Origin of the sequence: Bradyrhizobium quebecense, from assembly GCF_013373795.3 — a bacterium.
In the GTDB taxonomy this organism is placed as follows: Bacteria; Pseudomonadota; Alphaproteobacteria; order Rhizobiales; family Xanthobacteraceae; genus Bradyrhizobium; species Bradyrhizobium quebecense.
Window position 1 is genome coordinate 6,541,695 of sequence record NZ_CP088022.1, and the last position, 15,387, is coordinate 6,557,081.

The following is a 15,387-nucleotide window of genomic DNA, read 5'->3' on the forward strand; positions in this document are numbered from 1 at the left end:
ATCCCGTCAGCACGATCGTCCTTGCTGCAAGGATCGTTCGATCAATGCAGCGCCTCGAATCGCGCCCTTGCCTCCTTGATTCCACTCGGCCTCAGCCTTCGCGTAGGGATCGCAGGCCTTGGTCGCATGGCCGCGCGTTCCATACGTTCCCCGGGTCGAGAGCTGCAGCAATTCAATATCTCGCCGCGCCGTCGCGAGTTCGCGGACGAGCGCGTCCGCGCTTGGCGCTTGTTTGGCTGGAGCAGCGTTAACCGCAGCGCTCGTCTTGCCTTGTGCCGGTTGCAGGCAATTGCCGGCGCTGCCATGGGACTGCGCGTGCGCGACGCCGCCGGAACCCGGCACATCCGAAAGACATGTCAGCGCGAGGGTTGCAGCGAACCATAGCGGCGCCACCCGGCGCATCGTCCTCGGAGCAAATGGCGCTCGATCCGATCTGACACGCGAGCCGGCACGTTCACAAGCTGAGTTCCCATCGGCGCGAATGACGATGCTCTCATGTCTGCGCGCATCCAGTATCACCTGCCGCATGGTGATATCGCCCATTCTGATGCGGCATCATAGGGCTCACCGGCTCACGGATACTATGACCCGCAAGGATTACCCCTGTTAACCTCACCGCCTTGGGCCAGGCTGAAGCATCGAGCTCAGCCGCGGCCGGCGCGACGGCGCAAGGCCGGCGCTGTCCTCACACCGGCCGCTCGCCCTTCACGGTCACGCGGGTGCCGGAGCGGGTGTGCGGCCAGTAGTCCCACATCGCGCGGTGCTGGGCGCAGCGATTGTCCCAGAACGCGATCGCGTTCTCGGTCCAGCGGAAACGGCACTGGAACAGCGGGTTCTCCGCATGCTGGTAGAGATAGGCCAGCATGGCATCGCTCTCGTCGCGTGGGATGCCGACAATGAAGCGGGTGAAGCCGCGATTGACGTAGAGCGACTTCTTTCCCGTTACCGGATGGGTGCGGACCACCGGATGCTCGGCGCGGGGATATTCCCGTTTGTCGGCGACGCCGTAATTGGCGTACAGGCCACGGTAAGTCTGCTCGCCGTCATGCAGCGCGGTCAGCCCGTCGAGATAGGCCTTCATGCGGTCCGACAGCGCCTCATAGGCCGCGTACATGTTGGCGAACAGCGTGTCGCCGCCGCGCGGCGGGCATTGCTTGATGTAGAGGATCGAGCCCATCGGCGGCTCGAGGTCGCAGGACACGTCGGTGTGCCAGCCTTCGCCATTGGCGCGCGGGGAATCCTTGTCGGCATAGATCTTCATCAGCGCCGGATCGCCCTCGTTCGGCGCCGCCGGATGCACATGCAGCTCGCCGAACTTGCGGCCGAAGGCGAGGTGCTGGTCGGGACTGATGTGCTGATCGCGGAAGAAGATGACGAGATTTTCGGCGAGCGCGCGATGGATCTCGTCCATCTGCCGGTTGGAGCGCGCATCGTCGCCAACCAGTCTGCCAATATCGACGCCGGAGATTTCCGCGCCGATGATCGGCGTCAGCTTCTCGACGCCGATGGTCTCATAGGGCTCGGATTGGTCGGCGAGGTGGCGGTAGCGCGGACCCTGCTTGCCGGACAGCGAGCTCATGGGCGTTCTCCCGATGTTCTTGATTGGGAGCATCGTAGCCCGGATGGAGCGAAGCGCAATCCGCGCCGCAAGCATATCCGTCGTCCCGGACAAGCGCAGCGAAGCGGAGCGCAGATCCGGGACCCGTAACCACAGGATCGGGTTTTGCGAAAACTGCAACCCGCATCTCGCGCCATAACCACCGCCTGTGGTTGATGGTGTGGACGGCCCCCTACGGCATCAGTGTGCCAGAATGAGGTTGTTGTAAATCTCAGACAAGGAGACCGTCCGTGAGAGAGATTATCCGTATTGGGATGGATACGTCGAAGCATATTTTTGTGCTGCATGGAGTTGACGCGGCGGAACAGCCGGTGTTGCGCAAGAAGCTGTCGCGCAAGCAGGTGCTTGAGTTTTTTGCCAAGCTTCCGCCGACCGTGATCGGGATGGAGGCCTGCGGGGCGGCTCATTACTGGGGGCGCGAGCTTGGCAAGCTTGGCCATGAGGTGAAGCTGATAGCGCCGCAGTTGGTGAAGCCTTATGTGCTGCGGAACAAGAACGACGGGCGAGATGCGGATGGGGTGTGCGAAGCGATGGGCCGACCGCGGATGCGGTTTGTGCCGGTGAAGAGCGCCGAACAGCAGGCCGCGCTGATGCTTGCAGGTGTCCGCGATGGGCTGATCGGCCGCCGTACCCAGCTCAGCAATGCGATCCGCGGCTACGCGGCGGAGTTTGGCCTGATCGCGCCGAAGGGGTTGGACAAGATCGAGCCGCTGTTGGCCCGGATCACGCAGGACGAGAGCGTTCCCGCTATGGCGCGCGAGCTGTTCGCCATGCAGGGCCGTGACTATGCGCAGTTGCAGGGTGAGCTGAAGGCGGTCGAGGCCAGGCTGCTGGCCTGGCACCAGGCCAACGCCACAAGCCGTCGTCTGGCCCAGATCCCCTCGGTCGGTCCGATCATCGCGACCTCGCTTGTGATGAAGACGCCGGACCCGCACGCCTTCCGCTCCGGCCGCTTGTTCGCGGCCTGGCTCGGCCTGACGCCCAAGGACCATTCCACCGCCGGCAAAACCAGGCTCGGCAAGATCACCCGCGCTGGCGACGAGACCCTGCGTCGCCTGCTCGTGGCCGGGGCGACCGCGGTGATCCGGCAGGCAAGGCTCGGGCGCGGCCACCCCTCGCGCTGGCTCGTGGCGTTGCTCAGGCGCAAGCCGCCGAAGCTTGCGGCCGTGGCGCTCGCCAACAAGGTGGCCCGCATCGCCTGGAAGCTGATGGCGACCGGCGAGAGCTATGATGCCGCACGCATGAACGCTGTCACCTAACAGGTCGGCCGGCCGGACGTAGCGCTCGCCGGACGAACCGGAGCTGCAAGAGCAGATGGAATGATCGATCGATCCAGAACGCGAGACAAGCCGCGGGACCCATTGGCCTTCACAAGGTCGCCAGGTTGTTTGGCACTCGCGTCGCGGAAACCATCTTGGCCCAGCGATCAACACGATCGCATCAAACAGGCCGGACATATGGATGACAGCGATCCGACCAATCCCAGAAAGCTCTTGTGCCACGAGGGCCGTCCACATATGGGTCCCTGCTCCCGTGCGCAATTGCGCACTAGGCAGGGACGACAATTGCGCGTGGGTCACGCGCGCGGAGTGAAACTACTCCGCGGCGCCGGCCGGCTCCGGCAGCTTGGCGCCGCTGCCGTAACGCTGATCGATATAGTCGATCACCAGCGCCTTGAAGTCGGCGGCGATGCCCGGACCGCGCAGGGTGCGGAACTTCTTGCCGTCGACGAAGACAGGCGCCGCGGGCGCTTCGCCGGTGCCGGGCAACGAAATGCCGATATTGGCGTGCTTGGATTCGCCGGGGCCGTTCACGATGCAGCCCATCACAGCGACGTTGAGCTCTTCGACGCCCGGATATTTGGTCTTCCAGGCCGGCATCTCGTCGCGGATGAAATCCTGGATCGAGCGCGCCAGCTCCTGGAACGTGGTCGAGGTGGTGCGGCCGCACCCCGGGCAGGCCGCAACCAGCGGCACGAAGGTGCGGAAGCCCATGGTCTGCAGCAGTTCCTGCGCGACCTGCACTTCCAGCGTGCGATCGCCGCCGGGCTCCGGCGTCAGCGAGATGCGGATGGTGTCGCCGATACCCTGCTGCAGCAGGATGCCGAGCGCGGCCGAGGAGGCGACAATGCCCTTCGAGCCCATGCCGGCCTCGGTGAGGCCGAGATGGATCGCGTAATCCGAGCGGCGCACGACTTCCTGATAGACCGCGATCAGATCCTGCACGGCCGACACCTTCGCCGACAGGATGATCCTGTTCTTGGGCATGCCGAGCTCTTGGGCGCGCGCCGCCGACAGCAACGCCGACTGCACCATCGCCTCGCGGGTCACCGCGCGGGCATCGCGCGGATTGGCCGAGGCCGTGTTCTCGTCCATCAGCTTGGTCAGCAGCTCCTGGTCGAGCGAGCCCCAATTGGCGCCGATACGCACCGGCTTGTTGTTCTTGTTGGCGATCTCGATGATGTCGGCGAACTGGGTGTCGCGCTTGTTCTTGAAGCCGACATTGCCGGGATTGATGCGGTACTTGTCGAGCGCCTCGGCGCAGGCCGGATACTCGGCGAGCAGCTTGTGGCCGATATAGTGGAAGTCGCCGATCAGGGGCGTGGTGATGCCGCGCTTGCGCAGGCCGTCACGGATGTGCGGCACGGCGGCGGCGGCTTCCTCGCGGTCGACGGTGATGCGCACCATCTCGGAGCCGGCGCGGGACAGCGCGGCGACCTGGGCGATGGTGCCCTCGATGTCGGCGGTGTCGGTGTTGGTCATCGACTGCACGACGATCGGCGCGCCGCCGCCGACGGCGACGTTGCCGACCATGACCTGCGTGGTGTGGTGCCGCGGTGCGGGACCGGCGATGTCGTCTTGCGGCAAAATCTCGGGCTTGTTCATGGCGTCTCGAATATCAGGTTTCGGTGACATTCACCAAGGGGGCGATGGGCCGCGCGCAGGGCGGGCCAAACGGTCATGTTTCGGAGTGAATTCAACAGCTTATGGCGCCGATTGAGGCCAAAGGCAAGCCATGCAGCGGCGTCCTGCATGGACAGCTATATTGGGCCGAATTGGGGTGAATCAAAGGGCAAAGTGACGGCTTTTCATATGACCTGGCGGACTCCTTCCGGTTTGAGCATGATCTTTCCGAAAAACCGGTACCCACTTTTTCGGATCATGCTCTAGCATCCCCTTAAGATCATTCTGGGAGAGCGCGACATGGCCGGCCATAGCGAGCTGATCACCACGGCGGAACTCGCCGACATCCTGACCCGCCCCGAACTGCGCCTGTTCGACTGCACGACCTATCTGGAGCCGGCCCCGGCCGGCAGCAGCGTTCCCTATATTGTCGTCTCGGGCCGCCAGACGTTCGAAGCCGGCCACATCCCGGGCGCGAATTTCCTCGATTTGCAGGCCGAGTTCTCCGACCCCCGCGCCGAGCTGCGCTTCATGATGCCGCCGACGGCCCAGCTCGAGGCCGCCTTCGGCCGGCATGGGATCTCGGCCGGCAGCCGCGTGGTGCTCTATTCGATCGGCACGGCGATGTGGGCGACGCGGTTCTGGTGGATGCTGCATTCGCTCGGCTTTGACGGCGCCGCGGTGCTCGACGGCGGCATCGACAAATGGACCGCCGAGGGACGCGACATCGAGACCGGGCTTGCCGGCGGCTATCCGCAGGCCACATTCTCGGCGCGGCCGAAGGACGGAATGTTCGTCGGCAAGCATGACGTGCTCGCCGCGACCACGGAGCGCGATACCGTGATCGTCAATGCGCTCGGCCCGCAATTCTACAAGGGGCTCGAGCCAAGCCGTTACGGCAGGCCGGGCCGCATCCCCGGCAGCGTCAGCGTGCCGGCGGCAACCTTGATCGATCCCAAGGGCAAGACGTTCGTGCCGCTTGCGGAGGCGGAGGCAACCTTCGCCGCGCAGGGTATCAGCAAGGATAAGCGCGTGATCGCCTATTGCGGCGGCGGCATCTCCGCGACCATCGACCTGTTCCAGCTGCATCGGCTCGGCTACGACAATCTCACGCTCTATGACGGCTCGATGGGCGAATGGGCGAAGGATCCGGCGCTGCCGATCGAGACGGGGTAGCGAACGAGGCGCAGTGCCTCCCTCCTTCGTCGTCCTGGCTTTCGCCAGGACGACACTGAATGTCGGGCGCGCTGACGAGGCACACATCCCCGAGCAAACCCTCACGCCGGAACGTTCGGATCCGGCGTCACACCTTGGGGTCGGGCTTGTTGACGAGATAGAGGCCGGCGATCACCAGCAGCGCGGCGACGCCGAACACCGGCGTCAACGTGTCGTGCATGATGAAATAGGCCGCGACCACGCCGAACAGCGGCGTGACGAAAGTGAAGGCGGAGAGCTTGCTGGCCGAATAAGTCTTCACCATCGCAAACCAAATGACAAAAGTGCAGCCCACCACCCAGACCGCCTGATAGGCGAGCAGCGAGATCGAGAGCGCGCTCGGCACGTGCTCGATCCGCTCGCCGGCGATCCAGGCGGCGAACGCGAGAATCGGGATCGAGATCGCGACCTGGTAGCCGAGCGCCTTTTCCGGCGCGGCCTTGCGCAGCTGCGTGCCCTTGGCGACCAGCGTGGTCGCCGCCCAGAGCGCGCCGCCGCCGACCACCATGAGGTCGCCGAGCAGCACCTTGGCATCGACATTCGGCTGCGGCACGCCGATCGCGAGCGCGACGCCGGCAAAGCTCAGCGCCAGCCCGCTCCACTGCACGGTCGAGAGACGCTCGCCGAGAAACTGATGCGAGCCGAGCGCGACGAAGAACGGCGCGGTGTAGAGGAAGACCGAGGCGCGCGAGGCCGAGGTGAAGACCAGCCCGGTGAAGATCAGCACGAACTCGCAGCCGAACATCAGCCCGGCGATCACGCCCGGCAGCAGCGTGCCGTCGCGCTCGAAGAATTTGACGCCGCGCAGCCGGCCGACGATCAGCATGACCGGCAGCGCGCCGGAGGAACGGATCAGCGCCTGCAGCATCGGCGGCACATCGGGCAGCGCGAGCTTCACCGCGAGCTGGTTGAAGCCCCAGCTCACGCACAGCATCAGCATCAATGCGATGGCGCCGGGCGGCAGCCCGTGGCCGACGCTGACGGGCCTCGTGACGCTGGCGGAGATCGCTTGGGTCGACATGTTTCCTCGCGGGCCGGCCTATCGGCCTGTTGTTGTTAGTATTCGCGTGTCGCTTGGATCGTCATTGCGAGCGGAGCGAAGCAATCCATTTCGCCACTTGCCGAGGCATGGATTGCTTCGTCGCTTCGCTCCTCGCAATGACGGGAGAAGGGTCTCGGACAAGAACAATCATTTCTGGCAATGCGCGCAGGTGCCGGCGATCTCGACCACGGAGAGCTTTGGGATGAAGCCCGAGGCCCGCGCCGCGGCGGTCAGGCTTTGCGCGACCGGGGCGGCCGGGATTTCGCCGACCGAGCCGCAATGGTCGCAGATCAGGAACGCCACCATCGAGGTCTCGTCATGATCGTGCGCACAGGCGAGGAAGGCGTTGCGGCTTTCGATGCGGTGAACGAGGCCGTTCTCCATCAGGAAATCGAGCGCGCGATAGACGGTAATCGGTGCCGGCCGCGGCATCGTCTTGGCCAGTTCGTCGATCACCTCATAGGCGCCGAGCGGCCGATGGCTCGACAGCAGCGCCTGCAGCACCTGACGCCGGATCGGGGTGAATTTCTGGCCGCGGCGCGCGCAGACCTGCTCGGCATGCGCCATCGCGTCCGCGGCGCAGCGGCCGTGATCGTGGTCGGGGGCAGGAAACGTCGGCTTGGCGAGGCTCATTGCCCAGATATGTAGCATTTCCGCTCTCGTTCCCATAGCCCGGCCCAGGCCCAATCATCGAAGCCCAATACCCAAGCCCGGTACCGAAGCCAGTCTCTCACGGCCTTGCAGCCATGTGCGCCATGCGGGGCAGCCTCCCGTTAACCTCGCATGCAGAATTCATAAGCAAGCTTATTATATTGCAAGCTTATGGAGATAGCATTGATGCGCAGTTCCGTGGACGCGAACTTCATGTTTACGCTGGGCGAATTGTTCCGGCTGATCCGCGTCTACGCCGACAAGGAGGCGGCGCGCTACGGCATCACCCGTGCACAATGGGCCGTGCTGTCGAAGGTGGAGCGCCAGGAAGGGCTGAAGCAGACCGAGCTCGCCGAGTTGCTCGAGATGCAGCCGATCACCCTGACGCGGCTGATCGACAAGCTCTGCGACAATGACTGGATCGAGCGCCGCAGTGACGAGAACGATCGCCGCGTCAACCGCCTCTATTTGAAGAAGGCCGCGCGCCCGCTGCTCGGGAAGCTGGCCGGTCTGCGCTCCGAACTCACCGCGACCGCGCTCGAGGGCATCAGCCCCGCTGACGCGCACCGCCTGCTCACTCAATTGGAATCGATCAAGGAAAACGTTCGCAATGCCATCCAAAACCCAGCCGGCGAGCCCCCCCGAAAGGAACAACGCTATGGCTGAACCCGTCCTCAAGCTGGCCCCTGAACAGAAGAGCAATCCGGGCGTATCAGCGCCGTCGGGCAAGGCGAGCCGTGCGCCGCGCCGCCGCCTGATGGCGGGCCTGCGGCGCTATCGCCGGGTGCTGCTGCTCGTCGTGCTGCCGATCGTGGCGGTGATCGGCGGCGGCGTGTTCTATCTCAATGGCGGCCGCTATGTCGGCACCGACGACGCCTATGTCGGCGCGCAGAAGGTGCTGATCACGCCGGAAATCTCCGGCAAGATCGACAAGATCGTCGTGAAGGAAGGCCAGCACGTCAGGAAGGGCGACGAGCTGTTCGAGATCGACCCGGTGCCGTTCCGCCTCGCGGTCGACCAGGCCAAGGCGGCGCTCGACCAGACCAGGACCACCTATGACAATCTGGTCGAGAACATCAAGATCAACACCAGGATGCTGGAATTCGCCCAGCAGAGCATCGAATTGAAGAGGAAGGACGTCGATCGCAAATCGACGCTCGCCAAGCAGAATTTCGGCTCACAGCTCGACCTCGACAACGCGGCGAATGCGCAGGTCACGGCCGAGAGCCTGGCGCAATACATCAGGCAGCAGATCTCCAACGCCAAGACGCAGCTGCTCGGCGATGTCGATTTGCCGATCGAGCGATTCCCGCCCTACGCCCAGGCCAAGGCCAAGCTCGACGACGCCCAGCGCAATCTCGATCACACCGTGCTGCGCGCGCCGATGGACGGCGTGGCGACCCAAGTCGACCAGATCCAGCTCGGCCGCTTCGTCGCCGCAGGCGCGCCGGTGTTCTCGGTGATCGATGTCGACCATCCCTGGGTCGACGCCAATCCGAAGGAAAGCGACTTCACCTATGTCGCGGTCGGCCAGCCGGTGACGCTCGACGTCGACGCGTTCCCGAACCACGAATTCAAGGGCAAGATCGGCTCGCTGTCGCCCGGCACCGGCGCGCAATTCGCGATCCTGCCGCCGCAGAACGCCACCGGCAACTTCGTCAAGGTGGTGCAGCGGGTGCCGGTGCGGATCTACTTCGACGAGAATGATCCGTTCGTGAAGAAGCTGAAGGCCGGCATGAGCGTCTACGCGACGATCGACACCAACCACCGCCGCACGCTGGCCGGCCTGCTCGGGCTGCGCTCAGCCTCCGCGCACCCGGACCACGAGTAGCATGAAATGCGGTCGATAATCGACCGCAGAGACAGTGCGCCCCCTCTCCCGCTTGCGGGGGAGGGCTGGGGTGGGGGCTCTCTCCACGAGTCACATTGCGGAGAGAGCCCCCACCCGGCGCTACGCGCCGACCTCCCCCGCAAGCGGGAGAGGTGACCCCCGACACATTCGACAAAGCGAGACCGACCTGAATGAATGCACCGTCACCATCCGCCGTGCCCGGCATGCGCCGGAACATGGTGACGATCTGCGCGATGACCGCGACGATCATGCAGGCGCTCGACACCACGATCGCCAACGTCGCGCTGCCCTATATGCAGGGCTCGCTGTCGGCCTCGCAGGACCAGATCAACTGGGTGCTGACCTCCTACATCGTCGCGGCCGCGATCATGACCGCGCCGGTGGGCTGGATCGCCAACCGCTTCGGCCGCAAGCGCATCTTCATCATCTGCTCGGCCGGCTTCACCGTCGCCTCGGTGTTCTGCGGCCTGGCGCAGGACATCAACCAGATGGTGCTGTTCCGCCTGTTGCAGGGCGTGTTCGGCGCGGCGCTGGTGCCGCTGTCGCAGGCGGTGATGCTCGATTCCTACGCGCTGCATGAGCGTGCCAAGGCGATGTCGATCTGGGGCATGGGCGTGATGATGGGTCCGATCATGGGCCCCTCGCTCGGTGCCTGGCTGACCGAGACCTATTCCTGGCACTGGGTGTTCTTCGTCAATCTGCCGTTCGGCGCCTTCACCGTGCTCGGCCTCGCGGTGTTCATGGACGAGACCAGGCAGGACCGCGCGCTGCGCTTCGACTGGTTCGGCTTCGGCGCGCTCGCAGTCGCGATCGGCGCGCTGCAGCTCGCGCTCGACCGCGGCGAGCAGCTCGGCTGGCTGGAATCCAACGAGATCGTGATCGAGTTCATTGTGGCGGCGGTCGGCGCCTACTTCTTCTTCGCCCATTCGCTGACCACCGACAGGCCGTTCATCCAGTTCGCGATCTTCAAGGACCGCAATTTCCTCGGCGGCGTCGTGTTCATGACGGTGATGGGCCTCGTGCTGTATTCGACCATGGCGCTGTCCTCGCCGTATCTGCAGAACGTGGTCGGCTATCCGATCATCACCGCCGGCCTGTTGCTGGCGACCCGCGGCGCCGGCACCTTCGTCGCGATGATGCTGGTCGGCCGCCTGATGCGCTACATCGAGGCGCGCACGCTGATCATCTCCGGCCTGGCACTGACCGCGGCGTCGCTATTCCAGATGACCGGCTGGACCGACATGACGCAGGCGAGCGAGATCATCGTCGTCAGCGTGATCCAGGGCTTTGGCTTCGGCCTCGTGTTCGTGCCGCTGTCGACGGTGGCGTTCCTGACGCTGCCCAACCAGCTGCGTACCGACGGCACCTCGATGCTGACGCTGTTCCGCAACGTCGCAAGCTCGATCGGCATCTCGATCGTGATCGCACAGCTCACCGAAGGCGGGCGGCGGATCTACGCAAAGCTGTCGGAGCAGATCAATCCGTTCAACCACGCGCTGCAGATGCCCGATGTCGCCGGCATGATCAACCTCAACACCGATGCCGGCCGCGCGATGGCCGACAGGATGGTGGCGGCGCAGTCGCAGATCATCGCATTCTCGCACGACTACCAGCTGGTGATGCTGTTCATCCTGGTCTCGATCCCGCTCGCGCTGATGATTGGCTCGACCAAGGCCACGCTGCGCGCGCAGTCGGCGCCGCCGGATCATGCCGCGGTGATGGAGTAGGTCCTCGCGTCCCTGCGCTTCGATCGCACTCGCTAACCGCGCGATTGAGGTCATCGCCCGGCTTGACCGGGCGATCCAGTACGCCGCGGCTTATCGGCTCAAGCACTGCAGCCTCTGGAATACTGGGTCGCCCGGTCAAGCCGGGCGACGACAGTTTTCAATGCGGCGGCCCCCTCCGAAAGCGCAAGACACCGCAGCCGCAAGCGCGTTGACTTTCCGACCTCGCCTCCCAATACTCGCTAGAAAACAAGCAATACCGTCACAGCAATGACGGTTTCAGGGGAGGACGCGATGCCGACTTCACGCAGGACGCTGCTGAAGACTTCAGCGGCTGCCGCCGCTGCTTTCAGCTTCGATTGGACACGCGCCCAGGCGCAGGCCGAAACGGTCCGGATCGGCGTGATCTACGACCTGACCGGTCCGTTTGCCGCCGGCGGCTCGGTCGCCTCCTCGATCGGCACGCAGATCGCGATCGATCTCGTCAATGAGAAGGGTGGCGTCGGCGGCAAGTACAAGATCGCGCCGGTCAACGTCGATTCTCAAAGCAAGCCTGATGTCGCGATCAACGAGGCCAATCGCCTGATCGACCAGGAGAAGGTCGATATCCTCAACGGCGTGTTCGCGAGCTCGCACGCGGTGCCGCTCGCCGCCAAGGTCGAGCAGCAGAAGCGGATCCTCTGGATCACGACCGCGGTCTCGACCGCCGTGTTCAAGGACAAGAACCTGCACTACGTGTTTCGCGCCCAGATCCATTCCGACCAGTACGGCCAGGCCTTCGGCGGCTTCCTCGCCGAACACGCCAAGGCCAGGCTCGGCATGGAGCCGAAAGACGTCAAGGTCGCGCTGATCCATGAGGACGGTCCCTACGGCGTCGGCGTCGCCGCCGCCGACGAAACCTTCGCGAAGGAAGCCGGGCTGCAGGTCGTGCTCAAGGAAGGCTATTCGGCCTCCGCCCCCGATCTCTCCGTGCTGGTGACCAAATTGAAGCGCGCCAAGGCCGACATCATCTCGCATGCCGGCTACAACCCCGACATCACGCTGTTCCTGCGCCAGGCGCGCGAGAGCGGACTGAAATTCAAGATGCTGTTCGGCGCCGGCGCCGGCTATAGCCAGCTCGACAAGCTGCGCACGACGTTCGGCGCCGACATCGACAATTTCTGCAACATCGATCCCGTTCCGGCGCAGCTGCTCGATCCCGCCAAGCTGGCGCCGGGGGTCGGCGACCTCACCAAGGTGATGGTTGCGCGCTATCGCGAGAAGACCAGCGCCACCGAAGTGCCGCCGCACTGCTCGATGGGCTTCAACCAGACTTGGGTGCTGCTCAACAATGTGCTGCCGGTCGCCAAGGAAAAATATGGCGGCTTCGATCCCGAGGCGATCCGCAAGGCCGCGCTCGATGTCGACATCCCGCCGGGCGGCACCATCCAGGGCTATGGCGTAAAATTCTATCCGCCGGGCACGCCGATGTCGGGCCAGAACGAGCGCTCGACGCCAGTCGTGATGCAGAACGCCGGTGAGCGCATCACCGTGGTGTGGCCGACCAACATCAGGACGCAGGATCCGGTGTTTCCGCTGCCGAAGGGATCCGTGTACGGGGCGTAGGGCCGCGGCGCAGCCCGGCCTTCTTACCTCGCCCCGGTTGCGGGGAGAGGTCGGATTGCATCGTCAGATGCAATCCGGGTGAGGGGGTACAGGTCCATCGGCCATCAATACTCGCGGAGAGAGCCCCTCACCCCACCCCTCTCCCCGCAAGAGCGGGGCGAGGGAGCAGAGTCCCGATGCGGTGACGTCCGGCGCGCTTACGCTCGCCACCTTCTCCCACAAGGGAAGGGAAACGCACCGCGCGCACCTACAGCACCACCCGCTTGCCCTCATCCGCGGCCCAATAGCCGGCGTAGTTCACCTTCGTCGTCTCATACGCCAACGCGAGGTCGGCGAGCGGCGCGCGGCCGGTTGCGACGCACTCCATGAAATCCTGGATCTCCTGCAGGTAGCCGCGGGTCCATTCCTCCTCGAGGCAGACATATTGCCAGCCGGTTTTGCGATCGACCTTCTCGGTGATGTAGACGGAGGCAAGCTTCTCCTCCGAGGTCTGGTAGCTCACGAGATGCGTGTTCGGCGTGATGTTGGCGAACAGCGAGCCGCCCGAGGTGTAGGTCTCGATCAGATTGCGCACGCCGCCCATGATCATGTCGCCGGAGAACACCGTGGCCTTGGTGCCGTCGGAGAAGGTCGCGGTCAGCGTGCCCCAATCCTCGACGTCGACCGGATTGGCCTTGATGTAGGTGCGCTCCCCCGGCTTGAGACCGGCGGTGACATTGCCGACATCGCAGGTGACGCTGGCAACGTGTATCGCCTCGCCGCGCGCTTTCGCCTCGACCTGCTTGAGATAGAGCACGGCCGACAACGGATGGCAGCCCATCCGGATCAGCGAGCCGCCGCCGGTCATCGCCCACTCTGCGGCGTGCGCGGCATGCGAGCCGGAATGGCTCTCCTCGCCCTTCATGAACAGGATCTTGTCGCCTGTCGCGCGGATGATCTCGGCGGTCTTGGTCACCGCCGGTGCGTAGACCCAGTCCTCGGCATACATGAACAGTTTTCCGCTGCGCTCGATCGCGGCGCGGGTCTGTTCCATCTCCTCCATCACGCGCTGGTACATCAGCGCCTTCGGGACATGCTTGCCGATCGGCGCCTTGTCGCCGTCGCGGCCGAAATAGCCGCTGAACGGCTTCTCACAGATCACGTGCTTGCCGGCCTGTATGGCATCGACGATCATCGCGGCATGAAGGTTCGGCGGCGTGCAGATGTCGATGACGTCGATATCAGCGTCGGCGACCAACTCGGCGAAGCTGCGATAGGCGTTCGGAATCTGATGCTTGCGCGCGAAATCGACCACGTGAGCGCCGCGCGCCGCCACTGCCCTCACCTCGACATCGACGCCATAGACCCGCCGGTAGGCATACATATGCAGCTCCGACACGAAGCCGCAGCCGGCCAGACCGATCTTGATTTTTTTCATTTCATGCCTCCGCCCTTCAGGCGGGCGGAGAGTAGCGTGCAGCCATCACGGCGTCGAACGCATTTCCCATCGCCGCATGCGACGGCGCCAGTCCCGTGAACAGTTTGAATGCATCGGCCGAGGCGTTGATCGCGAGGTCCCGTCCGGTCAGGACGCTTGCGCCCCTGGCTTTGGCCGCTGTCAGCAGCGGCGTCCAGAGCGGCGTGTAGACCGCATCGGCGACCCACATCGACGGATGCAGCAGCGCATCCGGCACCGGCGCCTCGCGGCTCGGCAGCATGCCGACCGGCGTTGCATTGACGAGACCGGCGGCGCCGTCCACCGCGGTCGCGACGCTGGTGGCGTGGACGGCATGGCGATCCCGCAACTGGCCCGCAAGCTGCGCGGCCTTGGCGGCATCGGCGTCGAAGATCCTGATCCCGGCGACGCCGAGGCCGGCGAGCGCGAAGGCGATCGCCTTGCCGACGCCGCCGGCACCGATCAGCGCGATCGGACCGCGCGGCGCTGACCCAAGCAGCGGCTCGATCGCACGCACAAAGCCGGTCGCATCGGTGTTGTGCCCAACCAGACGCACGCCATCGACGACGATGGTGTTGACTGCGCCGATCGCGCGCGCGTCCGGCGCGAGGTCATCGAGCAGATCGACGACCGCCTCCTTGTAGGGAAAGGTGACGTTGACGCCGGCAAAGCCGAGCCGCCTGACGCCCTCCAACATCGCACGCAAATCGTCGCGCCCGGCGCCCTTCACTTCGATGAGCTGATAGTGACAGTGAATGCCGAGCACTGCTGCGGCCTGCTCGTGCATCGCAGGCGCCGCCGAATGCGCGATCGGATACCCGATCAGACCGGTCAGGAAGCGATCGCGCATTGTCCCTCACGTTGGCAGTGCTCAGCTCATGCGGTCGAGCCGAGCATAGCTGTCTTCCATGCCGTGCTCCATGCCGGTCGCGAGCATCGCCGCGCGCGTCTCGGCATCCGGCAAGGTCATCCGCATGGTCATCACGGTGCCGCTGCCGTCAGGCGCAAACCGCGTCTCGACATGATTGTCCGGCGTCGGGTCCGGCAGATGCATGCGCTCGACATGCACGATGCGGCTGAACGGTTCGAGCGCGACATACTCGCCGGTGAGGTGAAAGCCGCCGCCCCTGCCGTCGGTCCATTCGTAGCGGATCTTGCCGCCGGGCCTGAGCTCGCTGACGCAGACCGGCATGGTCCAGCCTTCCGGGCCGAGCAGCCCCTTCTGCAGCAGCTCCGGCTCGGTGTGCGCGCGATACACCGCCTCGGGCGGGGCGACGAAGCGCCTGGTGACAACGATGTAGCGGTCGCCTTCGGTCTTCAGCGTCAACTTGCTCATGGGATA

Annotated in this window: 14 protein-coding genes; 6 read left to right on the forward strand and 8 right to left on the reverse strand. The window is 64.8% G+C overall.

Annotated elements, in window-relative coordinates; all coding sequences use genetic code 11:
* Nucleotides 1-6: 6 nt before the first annotated feature.
* Together HU230_RS31500 and HU230_RS31505 are read right to left on the reverse strand one after the other, a co-directional pair.
* Nucleotides 7-543, reverse strand: a complete 537-nt coding sequence (locus HU230_RS31500) for a hypothetical protein (protein ID WP_176528480.1) — start codon at nucleotides 541-543, stop codon at nucleotides 7-9.
* Nucleotides 544-685: 142 nt separating this feature from the next.
* The gene (locus tag HU230_RS31505) at nucleotides 686-1,579 is read right to left on the reverse strand and encodes a TauD/TfdA dioxygenase family protein (RefSeq protein WP_092120270.1); all 894 of its coding nucleotides are present in this window, start codon (nucleotides 1,577-1,579) and stop codon (nucleotides 686-688) included.
* A 269-nt stretch (nucleotides 1,580-1,848) separates the two neighbouring features.
* Between HU230_RS31505 and HU230_RS31510 the strand changes: the two genes are divergently transcribed.
* On the forward strand, nucleotides 1,849-2,877 hold the full coding sequence (locus tag HU230_RS31510) for an IS110 family RNA-guided transposase (RefSeq protein ID WP_176528479.1): 1,029 nt from the start codon (nucleotides 1,849-1,851) through the stop codon (nucleotides 2,875-2,877).
* Between the two features lie 336 nt (nucleotides 2,878-3,213).
* On the opposite strand, the gene ispG is transcribed toward HU230_RS31510, so the two are convergent.
* Nucleotides 3,214-4,503, reverse strand: a complete 1,290-nt coding sequence (gene ispG / locus HU230_RS31515) for a flavodoxin-dependent (E)-4-hydroxy-3-methylbut-2-enyl-diphosphate synthase (protein ID WP_176528478.1) — start codon at nucleotides 4,501-4,503, stop codon at nucleotides 3,214-3,216.
* 318 nt (nucleotides 4,504-4,821) lie between these two features.
* Here ispG and HU230_RS31520 point away from each other — a divergent pair, with 318 nt between their 5' ends.
* Nucleotides 4,822-5,697 (forward strand): sulfurtransferase, encoded by an 876-nt coding sequence (locus HU230_RS31520; protein ID WP_176528477.1) that lies wholly within the window; start codon nucleotides 4,822-4,824, stop codon nucleotides 5,695-5,697.
* 127 nt (nucleotides 5,698-5,824) lie between these two features.
* Here HU230_RS31520 and HU230_RS31525 read toward each other — a convergent pair whose 3' ends face one another.
* Together HU230_RS31525 and HU230_RS31530 are read right to left on the reverse strand one after the other, a co-directional pair.
* Nucleotides 5,825-6,757: a DMT family transporter gene (locus tag HU230_RS31525; protein ID WP_176528476.1), complete on the reverse strand. Its 933-nt coding sequence runs from the start codon at nucleotides 6,755-6,757 to the stop codon at nucleotides 5,825-5,827.
* 168 nt (nucleotides 6,758-6,925) lie between these two features.
* Entirely contained in the window at nucleotides 6,926-7,411 is a 486-nt protein-coding gene (locus tag HU230_RS31530) for a Fur family transcriptional regulator (protein WP_028338147.1), read from the reverse strand.
* A gap of 201 nt (nucleotides 7,412-7,612) precedes the next feature.
* Between HU230_RS31530 and HU230_RS31535 the strand changes: the two genes are divergently transcribed.
* From HU230_RS31535 to HU230_RS31550, 4 genes are all read left to right on the forward strand, one after another.
* Nucleotides 7,613-8,095 carry a MarR family winged helix-turn-helix transcriptional regulator gene (locus HU230_RS31535; RefSeq protein WP_176528475.1) on the forward strand — a complete coding sequence of 161 codons (483 nt, stop codon included), beginning with the start codon at nucleotides 7,613-7,615 and terminating at the stop codon, nucleotides 8,093-8,095.
* Nucleotides 8,088-9,260: an HlyD family secretion protein gene (locus HU230_RS31540; RefSeq protein WP_176528474.1), complete on the forward strand. Its 1,173-nt coding sequence runs from the start codon at nucleotides 8,088-8,090 to the stop codon at nucleotides 9,258-9,260. Before HU230_RS31535 ends, HU230_RS31540 begins: the two co-directional genes overlap by 8 nt.
* A gap of 191 nt (nucleotides 9,261-9,451) precedes the next feature.
* Nucleotides 9,452-11,008 (forward strand): MDR family MFS transporter, encoded by a 1,557-nt coding sequence (locus tag HU230_RS31545; protein WP_176528473.1) that lies wholly within the window; start codon nucleotides 9,452-9,454, stop codon nucleotides 11,006-11,008.
* Between the two features lie 291 nt (nucleotides 11,009-11,299).
* Complete coding sequence (locus HU230_RS31550) at nucleotides 11,300-12,610, forward strand: ABC transporter substrate-binding protein (protein WP_176528472.1); 1,311 nt, start codon at nucleotides 11,300-11,302, stop codon at nucleotides 12,608-12,610.
* A gap of 247 nt (nucleotides 12,611-12,857) precedes the next feature.
* Here the strand turns inward: HU230_RS31550 and HU230_RS31555 are convergent, their stop codons facing one another.
* From HU230_RS31555 to HU230_RS31565, 3 genes are read right to left on the reverse strand one after another with little or no spacing between them, the layout of a single operon-like run.
* The gene (locus HU230_RS31555) at nucleotides 12,858-14,027 is read right to left on the reverse strand and encodes a Gfo/Idh/MocA family protein (RefSeq protein WP_176528471.1); all 1,170 of its coding nucleotides are present in this window, start codon (nucleotides 14,025-14,027) and stop codon (nucleotides 12,858-12,860) included.
* A gap of 16 nt (nucleotides 14,028-14,043) precedes the next feature.
* Nucleotides 14,044-14,895 carry a shikimate dehydrogenase gene (locus HU230_RS31560; protein WP_176528470.1) on the reverse strand — a complete coding sequence of 284 codons (852 nt, stop codon included), beginning with the start codon at nucleotides 14,893-14,895 and terminating at the stop codon, nucleotides 14,044-14,046.
* A gap of 21 nt (nucleotides 14,896-14,916) precedes the next feature.
* On the reverse strand, nucleotides 14,917-15,381 hold the full coding sequence (locus HU230_RS31565; protein ID WP_176528469.1) for an SRPBCC domain-containing protein: 465 nt from the start codon (nucleotides 15,379-15,381) through the stop codon (nucleotides 14,917-14,919).
* Nucleotides 15,382-15,387 lie beyond the last annotated feature (6 nt).